Raw genomic sequence first — 17993 nt, forward strand, 5'->3', positions numbered from 1 at the left:
TCTGAAACCACACCCCCTAAGTGGCCGAAGAACTGTGTCTTGATATAAGCAATACAGTCGGCACCTCCGGTTTGCGCTGCAGGTGTGCCCTGTTTGCTTCAGAATAATGGCGTTTGTCTTAATCCTGTCTTCCAAGTGTTGAGCGCATTGGAGCAGAAGAACGGCACCGGCATGCCTGAGACTTGCTGCGGAGACAATATACAGATCACAGCACAACCAAGATTATGCAGATTAATACTCTGTATGGTCAAGTAATGCGCATGTAACTATCAGCGCCTTGTGTATTGCATAAAGGTATATGTCGCTGTGATCTGTATATAAAAACGATTATTTATTCACATATGGATATTGTTACTTATTGTGATGATCGAATATTTGGATATCTAATAGTTGATGAAGATTGGTGAAGAGAGAAAGATTTCCATTCGCAAGTAAATAAACTTCAGGAAATCACTATTTTCTTCACTTCCTGAGAATTCGGAAAGATCCGTTCTTTCCGCCCAATTGGTAAAGAAGTAAGTAAGAGGACGTTCTTATGACTAAGTTTATGCCAGAGCCGTTCAAGATTAAATCTGTTGAACCAATGTACTTCATCGACGATGAGCGTCGTGAAAATGCAATTCAGGAAGCTGGCTTCAACACCTTCCTCATCAAGTCTAAAGACTGCTACATCGACTTGCTGACCGACTCCGGCACCTCCGCAATGTCCGACAAGCAGTGGGCAGGCCTGATGGTCGGCGACGAAGCGTACGCTGGCTCCGAAAACTTCTACAACCTCGAAAAAGTTGTAAAAGAATACTTCGGCTTCAAACACCTGATCCCAACTCACCAGGGCCGCGGTGCAGAAAACATCCTGTCTTCTCTGACCATTAAAGAAGGCGACTACGTACCTGGCAACATGTACTTCACCACCACACGTTTCCACCAGGAGCGTAACGGTGCGAAGTTCGTAGACGTGATCTGCGACGAAGCTCACGATCCGGATCTAGCAGACGTACCGTTCAAAGGTAACGTTTCCATCGAAAAACTGCAGAAACTGATCGACGAAGTCGGCGGCGACAAGATCCCTTACATCTGTCTTGCAGTAACCGTGAACCTCGCTGGTGGCCAGCCTGTTTCCATGGGCAACATCAAAGAAGTATCCGAACTCTGCCACAAGCACGGCATCAAAGTGATGTACGATGCAACCCGTTGTGTAGAAAACGCATACTTCATCAAAGAGCGTGAAGCTGGCTTCGAAGACAAATCCATCAAGGAAATCCTCTTCGAAATGTTCTCTTACGGCGACGGCTGCACCATGTCCGGCAAAAAAGACTGCCTGACAAATAACGGTGGCTTCCTGTGTGTGAACGACGACGAACTGTTCGCTGAAGCAAAAGGCATGGTTGTTCAGTTCGAAGGTATGCCTTCCTACGGTGGTCTCGCAGGCCGCGACATGGAAGCAATGGCAATCGGCATCAAAGAGTCCTGTGAGTTCGACTACATCTCACACCGCGTAAACCAGATCCGCTACCTGGGTGAGCGTCTGGACGCAGCTGGCGTGCCAATGGTTAAGCCTTACGGCGGTCACGCAATCTTCCTCGATGCACGCGCATTCCTGCCGCATCTGGAACAGGACAAGTTCCCTGCACAGGCACTGGCAGCTGCGATCTACCGCACCTCCGGCGTACGCACCATGGAACGCGGTATCGTTTCCGCAGGCCGTAACATCGAGACCGGTGATCACCACCGTCCAAAACTCGAAACCGTTCGTCTGACAATCCCACGCCGCGTATACACCTACGCTCACATGGACTACGTCGCAGACGCAATCATCGAGCTCTACAAAAACCGTGAAAGCATCAAAGGTCTGGAATTCACATTCGAGCCTAAGGTACTGCGCTTCTTCACCGGCCGTTTCGCAGAAGTTTAAGCGATAAGCTATTGAAGTGACTAGAAATAGTCATAGAGTAAACTGCATTGGAGGAGAGCCTGAGTGCTCTCCTCTGTTGTTATCAAAGCACAAGATTTACCCATCGTAAGCCTATGTGCGCTTTTCGGGAAAGCTCTGCCGCGGGGCATATTCAATTCGGCAGATGGTTTCTCTCTTGGTCACGGCAAAACGCCGGAGTTGGGAGGCTCACTATGACCATCGCTTCTGAGCAGGTTCCGACTGCAGAGACAGTTGAACCGCAAACTACCAAAAAAAGTCAGGGCACTATCCTGGGCGCCAGTGTGATCGCTGCTGGCACCGCCGTCGGCGCGGGCATGTTCTCGCTGCCAGTAGCCAACAGTGGTGTATGGTTCACCGTCTGTCTGGTTCTGATGATCGTCGTTGGTTACATCATGCACACCGCATCGTTGTACATCATGGAAGTCACGCTGCACTTCCCTGAAGGCTCCAACTACGACAGCCTTGCAAAGGGCACCATTGGCAACTTTGGCCGCATCGTAAACGGCCTTTCCGTTGCCTTCCTGTGCTATGTTCTGACCTACGCCTACATCTCAGGCGGCAGCTCAATCATCACATACTCGCTGTCCATCTTCGGTGACGTGAACATGTCATCCGGGGTTGCGAGTTTGATCTTCGCAGTCGTGCTTCTGTCGATTGTGATGATGGGAACCAAAGCGGTTGACCGTGTGAACACCGTTCTCATCGGCGGCATGATCATCACCTTCATGATCAGCCTGAGCTCACTGATCGGCAATTCCTCAACAGCCAACCTGTTCCCGGAGATCTCTCTTGGTGATCGCATGCCTTATGCGTTCTACACCATCTCCTTCCTGGTGGCGAGTTTTGGTCTTCAGATCACCGTACCAACCGTAACCAACTATCTGGGGCTGGATGCGAAGCGCACCAGCAAGGCGCTGCTGATCGCAATCTTCCTTGCAGGTTTCTTCTACTTCCTCTGGATGTTCGCAGTATTCGGAAACATCTCCCGTGATGACTTCCCTGCAATCATCGCAGAAGGCGGTAACATCGGTAACATCATCGGCGCTCTGAGCAAATCTGGAATCAGTGCCAACATCTCTGTCATCCTGCAGATCTTTGGCAACATGGCTGTTGCAACATCCTTCTTAGGCGTGTCCCTCAGCCTGTATGATTACATCTCTGACTTGTTCAAGTTCGACACAGCGACCGTTGCCGGTAAAGCGAAGACAGTCGGCATCGCCTTCGTTCCAACCATCATCCTTGCAATTCTGTTCCCTCACGGGTTCATCGCTGCAATCGGTTATGCGGGTGTGGTTCTGGTGATCTTCTCACTGCTGGCTCCAATCGTCATGGTGCGCATCTGCCGTGAGCGGAATCCGAACATGTACCAGGTCCCAGGTGGCAACGCCCGTCAGGCAATGGTCTTCGGCTTCGGTATTCTGGTGTTCATCATCACCGCGTTCGAGCTGACCGGTAACCTGCCGATCTTCGGCTAAGCGTCTGACTGAGAAGCCGAAACGCTTTTCAGACAAAGACACGCAGAAGCAAAAAAACTAAAGCAGTTCAATCGATCTAATGGGAACCGAACTGCTTTAGGCGCTCTGAAAAGATCGCAAGAAACACGACTTTTAGTCGGGGCAAATTTTGATTGCGGGTTTCTGCCAAAGCTCCCGCAATCATTCAGCTGGCCCTTTGCTGCCAGCTGCAGACTTGCCGCAGCCCTTCCCGGCTGCGGCAAGTTTTCTGCCGTTCCGACCCAAACAAAACACCCCAAACCCGCTGGGAGGCAGGTTTGGGGTGTTTTCAAGTAAGATACGGTTAAGGTCGATTAAGGGCCACGCTAGCAATCAAACCTGTCCAAGTGAGGGAGATATTGCCAACTGTTGTAGTTGTAAAACTTGTCACAAATCGCAGGCTATTGCAGACATCGGGGGAGTGGCAGGTACTTAAGCCTTCACTGTTACTTAGTCGTCCAGAGCGTCCATGTTTACCAAAAAACAGGTCATCATCATTGTGCTGCACGCACTATCACCTGGTAGGTTAGGGATACTAGCAAGGGGTACACCTGCCGAAATGAGATCTGCTACTCGGCTGTTCTGATTAACGCTGCGTTTATGGAGAGACTTAATTTTACCCGCAGAAAGTTCGTAGTAATGACCTTGGTGTGCAATGATAATATCTCGGCTCATACAAGATTCTCCAAAATTTTTAGTCGCCCAAAGCATCCATGTTCAATAAAAAGCAGGTGCCCATCAAAGAACTGGAGGTGCCGTCACCTGGCAGGTTGGGGATGCTGGCAAGTGGAACCCCTGCTGATATGAGATCTGCTACTCGGCTGTTCTGATTAACGCTGCGTTTATGGAGAGACTTAATTTTACCCGCAGATAGTTCGTAGCAATGACCTCGGTGTGCTATAATAATATTTTGGCTCACATGAAATCTCCTTATCTTCCTTAATCGTCTAAAGCATCCATATTCAACAAAAAGCAGGTGGCCATTCTTGCGCTGCACACATCATCGCCTGGTAGGTTGGGAATGCTGGCAAGCGGTACACCTGCTGAAACAAGATCAGCAACACGATTGTTGTGGTTGATCTTGCGTTTATGTAAGGAAGTAATCTTACTCCCAGAAAGCTCGTAGCAACGGCCTTGATGCGCGATAATAAGATCTCGGCTCATGTAAAATTTTCTCCCTTTCCTTAAAAAATTGCAATTCTTGCTCACTCAATTCCTTTAACTAAGTCGATGTTCAGTAATATAGCTTGCTCATTTGCTTTAGTTGGATGGTCAATTTTCGCTATTGTTGCACCATTTGTGACGAGGTTCGCAATATTCTCATTTTCTGCGATTGGGCTTGATGGGAGCGATTTCCAATCTTCCTCAGAAATATGATAATACTCACCATCTAAAGCGATCAGCATATCTTGGTCGTAATCATCGAATACAAAACCTTTTTCTATGATCTTGCTTTCTTCTTTTTGATGATATTGAAACTCTCTAAATATGGCTTCAATAAATGCTTGCTTATAGTCAATGCCAAGTGAACGAATATAGGCGTCTAGATGTAACGGTACACTAGCGCCAAGATGTTTTGTGAAATACCATTCTAGCAGATCGTCAGAGCTTAGCTCAGATGTTGCAGCTTCGACCCCTGATAAGCCTTTTCTCGCCAGATATTCGCGCTTGTCCTCGGCACGTTTTTTGAGCTTCCCAAAGATACCTAAGTCACGCAGTGTATCGGGTAGTGCCCGAACTATGTCAGCGTGCAATAGTCCTTTAACTACATCAATTCGTTGATGTTTTTCTATAAATGTTTGAAAGGTATCTTCGTTGAGGGCTTGTTCTGACATCCAACTCTTAATGTCCTGAGGTAGAACAATATTGCGGCTCACAAGATACTCGGCAAACTTTCGCTCAAACTCATCCGGTTTCGCTATAATACACGCCCGAGAAGCTTCACGTTCCGCCAAAACCTGTGCTAGTGCTATTTCGATAGCTGTTTTGTACGTACCAGGATCTAATCTAAGCTCTTCTAGCAGTTCCTCATAGGCCAATCCATCTACTGCCGGTTCTATCTGACGTATCATACGCTCCCAAGTGTCAGTATGTGCAAATGCAAACTGTGCTTGATACTCAAATAGGTCTTGTTCGGTGTATTTTGCGATATCTCGAAGCATCTGAAGCGCATCTGTACGTTTTGCTTCGACGCGTCCTGTTTCTAACCAACGACGAAAAGAAACGCACTCTTCTGCGGGTAACTTAGCATCCTGAAAAACACGATCATAAGACCTCTGCGAGAAATGCAGGGACTTTGCGACTTTTAGAAATGTATGCGTAAAGTCATCCTTAATTACCCTTTCATTCTTGGCTTTACTCAAAGTGGCGCGAATATCGACCATGGCATTTGAAAGGGAGGGGTAACCGAGCTCTGGTGGCCCATGTACAATGGCAACTTCATCGTCGTCTTCGACTTGCCTATCTCTATAGGCTTCAAACACAGAGCCGACACCCACCATTCCGAACTGGTGCAACTCTGCAGCACGCAACGCCCCCATGCTTGATGCACCAAATACTCGCACACCTTGATCAAGCGCATATAGTATTTCTTTGTGCCAGACTGCTGGGATGCGTTCGAAGTATCCGTCAATAATGCCAATCAGGCGTGCACCATCTTTGACCGCTTTATATACATCACCCTGAGAAGCGGGAGCCCTGTAATCCGCATCAAGCATTTTTTTTGCTTCGGAAAGAGGCAGAGTTGGGCCGAGAAAGACAACTGGTTTCATGCCGCTTCTCCAGTGAGAGTTTGTTGCTGTGCTTGTGCTCTGCGACCAGCAACATAACCAGGTGCATCATGAATACCTTCCAAGCCAGGTATGATGACCTTTGCCACCTCGATTCCGGGAGTTCTCCCCTCTAGATCAACAGTAACGACTTCTCTCAGGCCTACCTCACGCAATAGATTGATTTGAATTTCAACATCCGCTTCAAAAGAAGCTGTCTCAAAGGTAGGCGTAGCTCCAAAATGAACAGATGGGGCTGCTGTTGGTTCATTAATCCACGTGAGGTACTTATTAACTCTTGAAGGCTCACGCATGGAAAGATAGACGTCACGATGAGCATCATCGCGGGCTCCAGAAATAAAGGTTAGACGAGTCTGGGCAGCTTCAGTAAGGGCACGAAGCAACGCAATTTCGCGTTTAACGTGACAACCGCTACCTTCACTGTAATAGTGTCTTCCTAGGTGATTGGGAGTACGATCCGCTATTACACAGGCAAATGCAGGTAAGCCTATATCGCTTGTGACAGACCAGACTCCAACAGCTTGTCCTCCGGCTTCCAACATATCTATAACGCTACGGCAGTCTGGATCTTGAACTGTTGTAAGATCAACCCGATCATTGGGGTTTGATGGACCTCCTCGCAATGCCCAAAGTGCCATGCAATCTCGCTCAATAACTTCGGAAATTGCGTGGTTTACCGCTTCAAACCAAGTATTACCGCTCGCTAAGCCATTTGTACTTATTTGAAAACTGCCGCTTCCACTAGGCAATGGTAATGTGAAGTTTGAGTGTACGGATTCATAAGGCACCCATTTTTCATCATCGCTTGTAAAATCGGTACCAGCTATCCAAAGAGTTGGCATGTGGTCATGAAAGCGACTAGTGCTCTTGGCGGGTAGCTGTTTAACATTGACTACGGCTACATCCTCGGACATTTCACTAAAGCTCGCGAGGCGTAGTGGCTTTTTGATATGCTCTGCATGCCAAATCTCAATGCCTTCCATTATTCCGGAGATCTTGGCCGCTGATTTGCTCAATCCCTTACCTTGGGATACTGAGACAGAGCGTGCATTAGGCCGATAAGCAGCGAAAACAGGGATGCCTATGCGGTCAAGGCCAGTGATATCTGCAACTCGCGTAATCCCGTATCTATCCAAATGAGGTAAAACACGTTCCAGCGTAACTGATGGCGGAACTGCTCTGTGTGTACCCCTTAAGTAAGATTTATCTGCCATATGTCTCAAAGTTACTCTGTCGTTGATTCTACTTAATTGTATATCATGTAAGAAGCATATGTGGTGTTTAAACTGTATTCGTTGCTCCTGGTTGATGAATTTTTCTGAATGTTGCTGTTGTGCGGTGAGTAAAATGCTTAAATTTATTAATCTATCTATTTGAGTGGAATGACTTTAATTAAAATTTGAATGAAATTCAAGGGATATACATATTGTAGTAAGCAACCTATTAAGGCATGTGATTGTATTGATTTGCTTAATGTTAAATAACTTCACCAAATATAACCCCCTATATTTCAAGCAGAAATCGTGGGTCGTCTTTATGTTGGGATTCATGTTTCCATCATACAACTATCTCACGCGCTTCTCAGCGGACCTTCAGTGTCACGTCTGTGTCTGATCCCTACGACTGTCCTGAATGCAGATGTGCCAGCTATCGATGCCCAGAATGATCAAAGAGCAATAAGCGGCATCGTGAAGGTGGGTGAGGGGCGTCGGATTGACACCTGACGAAGCACGCATTCTGCCACTCAGCGACATGACAGCACTGCACCTTCGCCTGCATCTGGGAACCTCTGAGTATGAGCCCGTGAGGCGGCAGTGGTTCTATCCATAAAGGAGAGTACACATGCCGCTGAAATCCCTTTCTCGTTTAGCTGCGCTGGGGCTCGTAATCACGTTCTCCATGCTCAGCAGCAGCATTGCCCAGACAGATACCAGTGCGGACGCCAGCACGGACCCAAGTCTGTTCAAGGAGTGCCCGGTATCGCAGGATGAGCCCAACGCTTTCGCTCTGTGTGCCACCGCCAAGTGTTGGACGGTCGATACCGTTGCTTATTGCAAGTGCGATGCGCTGAATGAACAGAGCATTTCTCTGCCGTTTCATTATGAAGAGAATGGCGAGAAGAAGGACGTCTGCGATCTGCTGAAAGCTGGCATCGATAACGGCTTCACAGTGAGCACCTACGCCACCCCACGCCAGATGGAAGCTGACTATGATCCCAAAAGCGAAAAGCTCGGCGAACCCATGGCAATGTACACCTGCCCAAACAGCGAGGATGCCCCCGCTGGCTATTCAGCGCAGTGCGATGGCGGCTTCTGCTTCAACAGCACGCAAGGCAAGGATTTTCCGGGGATCGGACCGGTAAAGGACGACGAGATCATCTGCTCCTGCCCGGCAGTGCCTAGCCCCAAGGCAGGTTTTCAGATTGCTGGCCCATGGTTATGTGCCCCCGGCGACAGCAACAGTGACGGCACCTGCTGTGATAGCTCGTTCCACGACAAGCTCTGCTCGGTTAAATCCGTCAGTTCTACGGGAACAGAGCTTATGGTTGGCGCGCCACTGGGAGTAGCCAAGATCCTCTCGAAAAAACTGGATGGCAAAGAGCCAGCCATCAACCGCTGCGTCTTCAAATAAGTCACCGGAGTTGAAGGCAAGAAACGCAGCTTGCCAGTCAAAACAGAGCTCGATTGCGAAATAGCATCCGCAAACGAGCTCTCATTCCTGAAGCGTTACTTATCCTAGTTAAAACTTACCCGAGTTGCCCCATTGCTCTTTGGGGAGGATCTTTTCCTGAACAGCCCAGTGCTCAACAATTGCACCTTGGTGGAGGCGGAAGAGATCGATCCGAGCCCAGTCTTCCTCACAATGCTGTAGGCAGCTGAGCGTGGCGACGAAATTACCTTCTCCCATAAGGAGGTGCAGTTCCCGGTAGCAGGAACTTTCAGCTGGGTTGGTCGGGGCCTGTGCAAAGCTCTGCAGGCCACCCGGCTCGCCGTTGAACTGGGGTGTATGATCAGTGAAATCGGCCTTTGAAAGGTAAGCGGCAATATGCTCGCTGTCTCCGTCAATCAGTACCTTGTCAAAAAACGCCCGAATAAGAGCCTTGTTGTCCTCGGTCTTGTCATGATCAGTGGTTTCGGTGCTGCCGCCAATCATGCTGTCGCCTGAAGGCGTGCGCTCTGCAAAAGCCTGAATGACATCCCAATGTTCGATGATGCGATCATTATCGTCCGTATCAAAGATATCGGCTGTCACCCACTTGGCCGCGCCGTTGTTCAGATCCTGATAAACATGCAGGAAGACAAAGCGACCATCAGAAAACGCTCGGATAACCTGAATATCCCGGTCAGGGTTCTTTTGAATGAAAGGTTCAAAAAAGGCGATGAAGCCGTCGGCACCATCTGCAATTCCGGTGCTGTGCTGGGTATATCGATCACCCGTGTAGTTTTGGATTGCTTTGCGCACTTTACCATCGCGAATGCCATCCAGATAAAGGCCCTTGGCATTGTTAAGCTTGCGAACAGCGTCCATCTTCGCCCCTAAAAACTGATAATGTAATTTTGGAGGGCATTATAAGCGCATTAGGCACCGGAGAAAATCCTAATCAGCTAACACTCAGCCAACACCATGATGATGTTGTCGAGCTCCTCCCACATGAAACCCTCAACTGCGTTGGTAGCAGGGTCATAGCCGTGATAATAACACCCCGGTGCTTGCCTGATCGCCGCTTCTGCCAGTGACAGTCTTTCTTTCACGGAAAGCCGCGGGGAGGCGATGGGCGTATGGCTCTGTGGATCAACTTCAGTGAAAGTGACTGACATCAGGCTCCTCTCAGACCCAAGCTGCTCTTCCAATGCCGATGCCTTTTGCCAGGCAACCTGCATACTCTCGATAACAACAGAACGCGGTTGAGAGGCACTGACAACATTCTCAGCAATACTGGTCGCACTCACATCAGAAACCGCAGTCGTCTGGTCTTCCCCGTTGCAGGCCGCCAACAACAAGCAAACGACCAACCCGCAGTGCTTTAAAAACATACTCAAAACGTCCAGCTCACATCACTCAATCAAAGAACACCCAGCCACAATAGATCCTAAACCTTTGGGAAAGCTGGCAAAGCCCCACCTCCCTGCCTCAGCCACCACACTCAGTCAACGAACCTGCGATAGAAGGCACAGCTTTTCCGATATTGCTCTGTGTCGTCACAAGGCCTTCCTGAGGCGTCAACTTACTGATCCCGCTTTGAGATCAGCTCGCGGGCGCGGTTGATGTACTCGGTGTTTTCGTGGGCTGGCACGGTCGGGTCATAATGCTCTGCCAACTCTCTGAGAACTTGCTTGTCCTCTTTGACGAAATTCTGCGCCATCTCCTCGGCCTTGTCTTTGGGAATGCCCAGCTCCTCCCAAGCAGATCGGCCCGCCCGAACGGCGCTGTCAAAGGTATCGCGGATGATGTGGTGGGCGCCTGCTGCGTAAAGCTCGTAGACGTGATGGCGATTGACCGCACGCGCCACAATGCTCACCTGCGGATGATGCTTGCGCACGTGGCGCACCAACTCCGTGGCAGCCTCCCGCTGATCAATCGCAACGATAAACAAGCGAGCCTCAGTGATCCCAGCGGCACGCAGCAAGTCTGGTCGCGTGGCATCCCCAAAGAACACACGAAGGCCATAAGCTCGCAGCATCTCCAGCTGAGCGGAGGAGTAATCCAGAACCGTTGTCTTATAGCCAGCTGTCCGCATCATGTTATTGATGACACCGCCAAACCGACCATGCCCGGCGATGATGATCGGCCTCTTCTCAGCAATCTCATCGATAGGTAGTTCATCCTTGGAGGCCAGCCGCGGCTGGATCACCTGCGAGTACAAAATGAACAGCGCAGGCGTCAGAACCATCGACATGGCAACCACCAGCAACAACTGATCAGCAATCGCCTGTGGCAGAACATGATTGGCCACCGTGAAGGAAATCAGCACAAAGCCAAACTCACCTGCTTGCGCCATGCTGAGACCAAACAACCACTTGGCACTGCCCTTAAGCCGAAACAGATGTGCCAGCACCAAAAGCACGAAGAGTTTGATCGCGATGAGACCGATCGTGAGCAGTAGGGTGATACCCAGATTAGCCAGCAGTAGCTCAAAGTTGATGGCAGCGCCAACCGTGATGAAAAACAGCCCAAGCAACAAACCGCGGAACGGATCGATATCGCTCTCCAGCTCATGCCGATACTCACTGTTTGCAAGCACGACACCCGCCAGAAACGTTCCCAGCGCCGGAGACAGCCCAACCAGCGTCATCAGCAAGGCGATGCCAATGACGAACAGCAGAGCCGTCGCTACAAAAACTTCCCGCAGGTTCGCCATGGCAACGTAGCGAAAGATAGGTCGGGTGAGATAAAAACCGCCCGCAATCACAACGGCAATCGCAGCAATCGTAACCAGCGCTGCCTGCCAGCCTTGCAAGTCCTCCACCAGACTTAAACTGCCACCTTCTTCAGCGCCTGAATGCGCACCATGACTAGCGATGTCTCCCGCAACACCAGCAAGCTCTGGCAGAGCGAGCAATGGCAGAAGTGCAAGGATTGGAATGACGGCAATGTCCTGAAACAGCAGCACGGAAAAGCTGGCCTGCCCACCGTCTGACCGCAACAAGCCTTTCTCGCTCAGTGTTTGTAGTACGATAGCGGTTGAGGACAGCGAAAGCAGTACACCACTCGCCAACGCTACATTCCAGGAAAGGCCCAGCAACATAGCCGCGCCCATAACCAGCACAGTGGTTAGGCCAACCTGCAAACCGCCAAGCCCAAGCAACCGCTGGCGCATGGACCAGAGCATCTTTGGTTCCAACTCAAGCCCAACCAGAAACAGCATCATCACCACGCCGAACTCGGCAAAGTGCTGAACCCCAACCACGTCCACATTCAGCCCCGACAGGATCGGGCTTATGGCAACGCCGGCAATCAGATAGCCTAAAACAGACCCAAGGCCGAAGCGTGAAGCAATCGGCACAGAGATGACGCCCGCAACCAGAAAGACAAAGGCGAGAATAAGAAAGTCGGTCACGGTCAATACCCTCTGTAGCCGTGGCAGGTGTGTGGTCGAAAGCGCAAAACCGGTGGAACCGTCCTTCCACCCGGATCTACAAAGAGCCGATAGCTCAAACTCTGCGCTGAAGTTCAGCACACATCGACCACGGGATCATGCTTAAGTTTTTATAGGCATGAGCCAAATAAACAAGGTCTCCACTGAAACGCCGCCGCGATGAGGTTCTTACTGTGTCGCGCAGGCCCGGTAGTCAAAAAAGCCGCCATCAGCGCGGAGACTGACGACGGCATACAACGACGAGTGAGCTCGTCGTAGGGGAGGGAGATTACCTCCTTCGCGGACTAAACAAGTTCTTTATCTGTGACAGAGTTTTTCTCAAATACTGCATTCAGATGAGCGCTCAGCCGCTCAAAATCCTGCTCAATCTCAGGATTTTTGAGAACGTCATAGCAAGCAAATGTCGGCAAACCTGTCATGCCAAAGAAGCGGAAGTTCATGTGCTGAGGGAAAAACAGATCGTCTACAGACTTGCCCTGAAACAGATACTCTGAAGGGTCGTTAAATGCCTCACTTGGAGCGTTGAACGTAAGGGAGAGCATATAGGTCTTACCCGTCAACGTGCCGCCGTTGCCGTAGTTCTTTTTAGGCGCTTCACTGGTGCGGCCATCATTGTTGCAAAACGCGCCTGCTGTACCTGCAGTGTAAACCTCATCCATGTAGCGCTTGGCACTCCACGGAATACCCATCCAGTTCACCGGGATTTGTAAAATGACCGTATCAGCCCATTGATGGTTCGCCACTTCGGTCTCAACTGCAAACTCACCAGAGGTCGCTACAGTGCGCACGGCATGGCCCATAGCTTCAAGCTGCACCTTCATGCGCTCAACCAGTGTCTGGCTCAACTTGCCCTCGGAAAAGGCGTAGTGTTGGTGGCAGTTCAGGATGAGGATGTTCATTGGTATCTCCTAGGTCGTGTCATGTGCGAGACGCCGGATGTACCTGGGATGACTGGCGACCGCGTTGCGCCAAATATTGTGGCTTCAACGATTTTGGGGAATGCCGTATCTAGCCAATTTATTGCTGGATTCTGCCTTCTCGCTGAGGATGGCTGTCTCTACCGGCAAGTTTGTTGCACTATACTGGCAACTACGAGAATTGGACGTGCCGAATGACCACCCTGCGCCAACCTATGAATGACCTCATAGACCATTTTCATATGGGGGATGATAACGCGATTGCTGAAACCTCTTTGCCCGGAGTGCGCGTGTTTCACAGCACGGTGCCATTGCCACGGGAGCCATTGGTTTACGGCAGCAGTATCATCATCATCGGGCAAGGCAGGAAGTCTCTCTATCTGGGTGATCTGAGCTTCCAATATGATGAAAACAACTATCTAGTCGTTGGTCTGCCGCTGGCCTTTGAATGCTCAACAGAAGCAAGCCCGGAAAATCCCCTCACAGGTCTGGTCGTAGATCTGGATACCTCACTCCTTCTGGAGCTTATCAATAAGGTTGATGACCCTGTTGTCTCCAACTCCACCACGAAACTGGGTGCAGAGCCAGTGGCCATGAGTGATCATATGCAGGACGTTGTCGAACGCCTGACGGCCTGTTTGCTTTCACCGGTTGATACCTCTGTGCTGGGGGCAGGGTTGGTGCGTGAGCTGCATTATCGTGCTCTCAATGATCGTCACGGCAGCGTCCTGAGAATACTGAGCAATCAGGGCAATCCAAGCGCGCGCATTGCCCGTGTTCTTCAAAAACTGAGCGGTAATCTGGCAGGCAAGTACTCCGTGGAGCAGCTTGCCAAAGAGATCGGGATGAGTTCCTCAGCCTTCTATCGTGCCTTTCGCAGCACAACGGGTGAAACGCCGGTCCAATACCTCAAGAAACTGCGCCTGAATCATGCCCGCAGCCTGATCCTTTATGAAGGCAAGCGCGCCAACGAAGCTGCAACGCAGGTTGGGTATGAAAGCCTCTCTCAGTTTAGCAGGGACTTCAAAGTGCATTTTGGAACGACAGCGGCAAAAGCTCGGGAAAGCATTGCCCGTTAGGAGGCCTCTGCTTCAGCAGTGCTCTCAAATCCCCAAAACTGCATGGCATCAGGGCCGATCTGCTGCAGCACCTGCTCAAAGTGAGGCAGGTCGACGTGGCGGCGCAGGACTTTGGCAACGCCTGCCGGGGTCTTGTCATCTGAGAAGTTGTGAAGCCTGCGCAGCGCCTTGGCATCCGCTACCCAATCTTCCATGGTGCCAAACTCAGGATTAAAGTCGTCACGGCTCCAGCCAGACGTGAAGATCGCGCGCAGCACGACGGGCAGAGTATCGGCAAAGGTCAGCACTTGCTCAGCGGTCAAACGGTTCCGAAACGCCAGTAAGGTGGCCTGCACGCAGGTGTAGGTACGGTTGCGCGTCACCAGATCCATCGATTCCATGGCGTCCAGAAGGAAGGCTTCGTACTGCTGTGATGCGAGTTGATATTCCTGAGGCATGGGCATGAAAGGACCTCCGAAAATATGGGTGGTCAACTGATGCATGAGCTTAACCCACGTTTTCGCGCTGCAAAAGCTTTCAATTTTCGAAGGCTATCTAAATCGATTTAACTTAGGTAATCTACGTATATGTACTATGGTGTCGAGTAAAGGTGACTGAAACAACAGAAGAACCAGAGATAAGAATAATAAAAGAAATAATTATACTAAATTGTGCATCGCAGAATGAAATGCAAAAAGAATATCCATTGTGACCATGAGTAAATTTCACATTAGTCAAATTATAAATTCGTATTGACATAGGTCAATTTGCTATCTACGCTTTTATTGTCATTGAGGTGGAGGGACTATGACTTTCGGCTTGGCATTATTCATTTGTGTATTCTTAGCAATCCTTGGGATGGTTGTGGTCTCTGAGTTTGCTTCACGTAACAAACCAGCTGATAGCGTAATCGCTGGAATGGATGCGGACATCAGCAAGGAATGACAGTGACATCCAGCCGGATGTGTGGGTTGTAGGTTTCTAAGGACGGAAGGAGGCCTGCAACAACCCGCAATGACAGGCGGCTAGAGCTAGGGTATAGGGGGACTCTAGCTCTGCCGCCTTTTTCATGTCCGCACTCAGAACGGGCGGAAGAACGCGCCGAGCAGGGCAGCGATCAGGACCAGTTCCACGATCAATGGTGGGATGACTTCTTTCACAAAACCATCAGCCATCAAGCCAACCACACGGCCCAACGCCACAACACCCAGCAAAATCGCGACAGCAACGTAAGCCTGAGGCTGTGCCGTCACAAAACCGGTGATCAGCAGCGCCACGCTTGCCAGAAACAGCCCGCCAATGACGGAGCGAATGGTGCTCAGCCCTGCCACGCCAATCGGCTCAAGCGCAAAATTCTTGGTCATACGGGAAGGGGCAAACATTGAAACGGTGCCCAGGCCAAGCAGCATAAGTGTCGGGGCGCCAACCATAATTTGATATGCGATTTCCATTGTATCTCTCCATTTAAAAGGATTGGGCGTATCTCCGGGGAATGGAAACGGGGTCTCGCAGATACGCGTAGTAAGAAGGAAAGCAGGCAAGCTGCTTCAGGTCATGAGACCAGTTGGTGGACAGCCTGATTGGCGTTGTCCTGAAAACTGTGATTGCCAAGATCAGCAAAAAGAGTGCTTTGATCGACGAGCTTGCCAACAGCACCTTCGCCAGCACTGGCGTAAAAAACACCGCTTTTGAATTTCGGGTCCAGAATGCCGTCCACGTAGCGCTTAGCGCCATCTTCAACGCCATGCATCATGCCCAGCAGTGGCATCAAAAAACCGCCCACATGCTTGAAGAACAGCCTTTTCAGGAAAGGCATATCGTCAAACCCGTTGGTGCCCGTGGTGCCGCCCGGGCTCATGGTTACAAAGCGAACATGTGGGTGCTGTCGTGCCATGGACGACATCCAGAGCGCACCAATGAGTTTGACGCTCGCATAGGCATCCATCGGGTCGCTCTTTTCAGTAAACGTGCGCCCATCCGCCATGGCGCGGAACTCGTCCACGGACGCTTCCTTTAGTGCTGGGCGGGTAACACCCATCTTCGGAATGCCGCGTGCAGCTTCTGAGCCTGCATAAAGCACGGTAGACGTGATCAGCTGACGCTCCAGCATCTCATCCACCAGCACCACATGCCCCAGCATGTTCACGGCATAAATGTTGGTCACGCCATGAGCGGTCATGCCATTGGGAGACCGACCTCCCACACCGCCAGCATTCAGAACCAGCGCATCGACTGGTGCAGTCATCTGGCTGATAGCGTGACGCACGGAGGCGGGGTCCATCACATCCATGAGGATGATCTCAAAGATCTCGCGCTTTGCCTCTGCTTCAAGCGCTGCTTTGGCTGCCTGAGCTTTGGCCTCATTACGGCAGGCGAGATAGATTTTTTCGATAGTGCTGACCTTTGCGAGCTGCCGAGCCGCCTCACGGCCCAACCCTGCATTCGCACCGGTAATTAAAACGGATTTGATCGGAGACATCACTGCGTTTCCTGCTGTTCATTTGTTCATGCAGAAAATCTAGTCTGGTTGAATTTTGAAGTGTAGATGGGTAAAACTGGACGCTATGTTCCAAATTTGAACCGCCGGAAATACTCGAAGCCATGCAGGAAAACTATTCATTGAATTGGGATGATCTGAAGTATTTTCTTGCCGTGGCCCGCAGCGGCACCATCCGCGGCGGAGCAACGCTTATCCGCGTCAACCACACAACATTGGCCCGCAGGCTGGAGGTGTTGGAAGAGCGTGTCGGCAGTCGCCTGTTCGACCGCTCCAAGGCCGGACTGGTGCTGACGGAACTGGGCGAGGCCCTGCTGCCCTACGCCGAGCGTGTGGAAGACGAGATGGCCACCGCCTCCCGCATCATCGTCGGGCGCGATGCCAAGCCTCAAGGCACCATCCACGTGACCATGCCCCACGGTTTGGCTATGACGTCCATCATGGATGATCTGGTGCTGTTTGCCGAGAAGTATCCGGACATCGACCTCAACCTGAACTTCACCAACAACGTGGCGGATCTGACACGGCGTGAAGCTGACGTCGGCTTCCGTATTGCTGACGAAGTCACGCAGGATGTGGTGGGCCGCAAGCTGGTGCAGATGTCTCAGGCCGCCTACTGCACACGTGAGTACGCTGAGCGGATCAAGGACAACAGCGGTGAAGGCCTGAACTTCATCGGCTGGCATGAGGCAGAGGGGGAAACCACCGCACCGTGGATCCTGAACGGCTGCTACCCCAAAGCAAAGCTCAAGCACAGAGTCTCAGAACTGGTGCCGCTCATCTCACTGGCCGCTGCTGGTCTTGGTATGGCCTATCTGGCCTGCAATCTGGGTGACAGGCATCCGACACTGATCCGCGCCCCATTCCAGAAGCCAATGCCATACCGCAACATTTGGCTTCTCCTCCACCGCGACCTGCGCAATACCGCCCGCGTCCGTTTGTTTGTAGACTTTGTCGCTGAGCGCATCACCGCCCGCCGCAACGAGTTCTGGGTCGCCGGTACGAAAACCGGCAGCTGATCTCAGAGCACGGGCCTATGCAAAGCCCTAAGAAGCCTGCTGTTTCCCGCGAATGAACTCATGAAACCTTCTCTTAAAAGCGCGGGATATATTTTACCTTTCAGCTTTACCTATACGTTAATATATGATCCTATGCGGCTATCTGCGGAGTATCTCCGAAAAGTGCCTGATGGTATTCGGATAAAGATAC

General features: G+C 50.8%; 15 protein-coding genes. 5 read left to right on the forward strand and 10 right to left on the reverse strand.

What is annotated here, in order from left to right:
• Positions 1-535 precede the first annotated feature (535 nt).
• The gene (locus PSE_RS04705; protein WP_041767983.1) at positions 536-1912 is read left to right on the forward strand and encodes a tyrosine phenol-lyase; all 1377 of its coding nucleotides are present in this window, start codon (positions 536-538) and stop codon (positions 1910-1912) included.
• Positions 1913-2124: 212 nt separating this feature from the next.
• A complete protein-coding gene (locus tag PSE_RS04710; RefSeq protein ID WP_014283807.1) occupies positions 2125-3408 on the forward strand; it encodes an amino acid permease in 1284 nt (427 codons plus the stop codon).
• A 957-nt stretch (positions 3409-4365) separates the two neighbouring features.
• Here PSE_RS04710 and PSE_RS04720 read toward each other — a convergent pair.
• From PSE_RS04720 to PSE_RS04730, 3 genes are read right to left on the reverse strand one after another with little or no spacing between them, the layout of a single operon-like run.
• The gene (locus PSE_RS04720) at positions 4366-4590 is read right to left on the reverse strand and encodes a hypothetical protein (protein ID WP_014283809.1); all 225 of its coding nucleotides are present in this window, start codon (positions 4588-4590) and stop codon (positions 4366-4368) included.
• Positions 4591-4631: 41 nt separating this feature from the next.
• Positions 4632-6197: a TfuA-like protein gene (locus PSE_RS26895; protein ID WP_014283810.1), complete on the reverse strand. Its 1566-nt coding sequence runs from the start codon at positions 6195-6197 to the stop codon at positions 4632-4634.
• A complete protein-coding gene (locus PSE_RS04730; protein WP_014283811.1) occupies positions 6194-7429 on the reverse strand; it encodes a YcaO-like family protein in 1236 nt (411 codons plus the stop codon). Before PSE_RS04730 ends, PSE_RS26895 begins: the two co-directional genes overlap by 4 nt.
• A 628-nt stretch (positions 7430-8057) precedes the next feature.
• On the opposite strand from PSE_RS04730, the gene PSE_RS04735 reads away from it, so the two are divergent.
• Positions 8058-8846, forward strand: a complete 789-nt coding sequence (locus PSE_RS04735; RefSeq protein ID WP_014283813.1) for a hypothetical protein — start codon at positions 8058-8060, stop codon at positions 8844-8846.
• Between the two features lie 108 nt (positions 8847-8954).
• Here the strand turns inward: PSE_RS04735 and PSE_RS04740 are convergent, their stop codons facing one another.
• From PSE_RS04740 to PSE_RS04755, 4 genes are all read right to left on the reverse strand, one after another.
• Positions 8955-9743: a nuclear transport factor 2 family protein gene (locus PSE_RS04740; protein ID WP_014283814.1), complete on the reverse strand. Its 789-nt coding sequence runs from the start codon at positions 9741-9743 to the stop codon at positions 8955-8957.
• 77 nt (positions 9744-9820) lie between these two features.
• The gene (locus PSE_RS04745) at positions 9821-10249 is read right to left on the reverse strand and encodes a hypothetical protein (RefSeq protein WP_051125878.1); all 429 of its coding nucleotides are present in this window, start codon (positions 10247-10249) and stop codon (positions 9821-9823) included.
• A gap of 191 nt (positions 10250-10440) precedes the next feature.
• Complete coding sequence (locus PSE_RS04750) at positions 10441-12273, reverse strand: cation:proton antiporter (protein WP_014283816.1); 1833 nt, start codon at positions 12271-12273, stop codon at positions 10441-10443.
• 323 nt (positions 12274-12596) lie between these two features.
• A complete protein-coding gene (locus PSE_RS04755) occupies positions 12597-13211 on the reverse strand; it encodes an NAD(P)H-dependent oxidoreductase (protein ID WP_014283817.1) in 615 nt (204 codons plus the stop codon).
• Between the two features lie 212 nt (positions 13212-13423).
• Here PSE_RS04755 and PSE_RS04760 point away from each other — a divergent pair, with 212 nt between their 5' ends.
• Entirely contained in the window at positions 13424-14308 is an 885-nt protein-coding gene (locus PSE_RS04760; protein ID WP_014283818.1) for an AraC family transcriptional regulator, read from the forward strand.
• On the opposite strand, the gene PSE_RS04765 is transcribed toward PSE_RS04760, so the two are convergent.
• From PSE_RS04765 to PSE_RS04775, 3 genes are all read right to left on the reverse strand, one after another.
• A complete protein-coding gene (locus PSE_RS04765) occupies positions 14305-14751 on the reverse strand; it encodes a DUF2267 domain-containing protein (RefSeq protein ID WP_041768880.1) in 447 nt (148 codons plus the stop codon). The two genes, PSE_RS04760 and PSE_RS04765, sit on opposite strands and share 4 nt — an antisense overlap.
• 615 nt (positions 14752-15366) lie before the next feature.
• Entirely contained in the window at positions 15367-15738 is a 372-nt protein-coding gene (locus PSE_RS04770; protein ID WP_041767987.1) for a DUF4345 family protein, read from the reverse strand.
• Positions 15739-15839: 101 nt separating this feature from the next.
• Positions 15840-16766 carry an SDR family NAD(P)-dependent oxidoreductase gene (locus PSE_RS04775; protein ID WP_008553073.1) on the reverse strand — a complete coding sequence of 309 codons (927 nt, stop codon included), beginning with the start codon at positions 16764-16766 and terminating at the stop codon, positions 15840-15842.
• Between the two features lie 122 nt (positions 16767-16888).
• Here PSE_RS04775 and PSE_RS04780 point away from each other — a divergent pair, with 122 nt between their 5' ends.
• Positions 16889-17803, forward strand: coding sequence for a LysR family transcriptional regulator (locus PSE_RS04780; RefSeq protein ID WP_014283821.1), 915 nt, complete (start codon positions 16889-16891; stop codon positions 17801-17803).
• Positions 17804-17993: the final 190 nt, after the last annotated feature.

Source organism: Pseudovibrio sp. FO-BEG1 (assembly GCF_000236645.1).
Lineage (GTDB): Bacteria > Pseudomonadota > Alphaproteobacteria > Rhizobiales > Stappiaceae > Pseudovibrio.

What these genes read in the sequence shown, in the direction of transcription:
- PSE_RS04720 (WP_014283809.1), bottom strand. Translation starts at nt 4,590, where the DNA reads ATGAGCCGAGATCTTATTATCGCGCATCAAGGCCGTTGCTACGAGCTT.
- PSE_RS04745 (WP_051125878.1), bottom strand. Translation starts at nt 10,249, where the DNA reads ATGTTTTTAAAGCACTGCGGGTTGGTCGTTTGCTTGTTGTTGGCGGCC.
- PSE_RS04730 (WP_014283811.1), bottom strand. Translation starts at nt 7,429, where the DNA reads ATGGCAGATAAATCTTACTTAAGGGGTACACACAGAGCAGTTCCGCCA.
- PSE_RS04705 (WP_041767983.1), top strand. Translation starts at nt 536, where the DNA reads ATGACTAAGTTTATGCCAGAGCCGTTCAAGATTAAATCTGTTGAACCA.
- PSE_RS04755 (WP_014283817.1), bottom strand. Translation starts at nt 13,211, where the DNA reads ATGAACATCCTCATCCTGAACTGCCACCAACACTACGCCTTTTCCGAG.
- PSE_RS04780 (WP_014283821.1), top strand. Translation starts at nt 16,889, where the DNA reads ATGCAGGAAAACTATTCATTGAATTGGGATGATCTGAAGTATTTTCTT.
- PSE_RS04765 (WP_041768880.1), bottom strand. Translation starts at nt 14,751, where the DNA reads ATGCCCATGCCTCAGGAATATCAACTCGCATCACAGCAGTACGAAGCC.
- PSE_RS26895 (WP_014283810.1), bottom strand. Translation starts at nt 6,197, where the DNA reads ATGAAACCAGTTGTCTTTCTCGGCCCAACTCTGCCTCTTTCCGAAGCA.
- PSE_RS04770 (WP_041767987.1), bottom strand. Translation starts at nt 15,738, where the DNA reads ATGGAAATCGCATATCAAATTATGGTTGGCGCCCCGACACTTATGCTG.
- PSE_RS04735 (WP_014283813.1), top strand. Translation starts at nt 8,058, where the DNA reads ATGCCGCTGAAATCCCTTTCTCGTTTAGCTGCGCTGGGGCTCGTAATC.
- PSE_RS04760 (WP_014283818.1), top strand. Translation starts at nt 13,424, where the DNA reads ATGACCACCCTGCGCCAACCTATGAATGACCTCATAGACCATTTTCAT.
- PSE_RS04775 (WP_008553073.1), bottom strand. Translation starts at nt 16,766, where the DNA reads ATGTCTCCGATCAAATCCGTTTTAATTACCGGTGCGAATGCAGGGTTG.
- PSE_RS04740 (WP_014283814.1), bottom strand. Translation starts at nt 9,743, where the DNA reads ATGGACGCTGTTCGCAAGCTTAACAATGCCAAGGGCCTTTATCTGGAT.
- PSE_RS04710 (WP_014283807.1), top strand. Translation starts at nt 2,125, where the DNA reads ATGACCATCGCTTCTGAGCAGGTTCCGACTGCAGAGACAGTTGAACCG.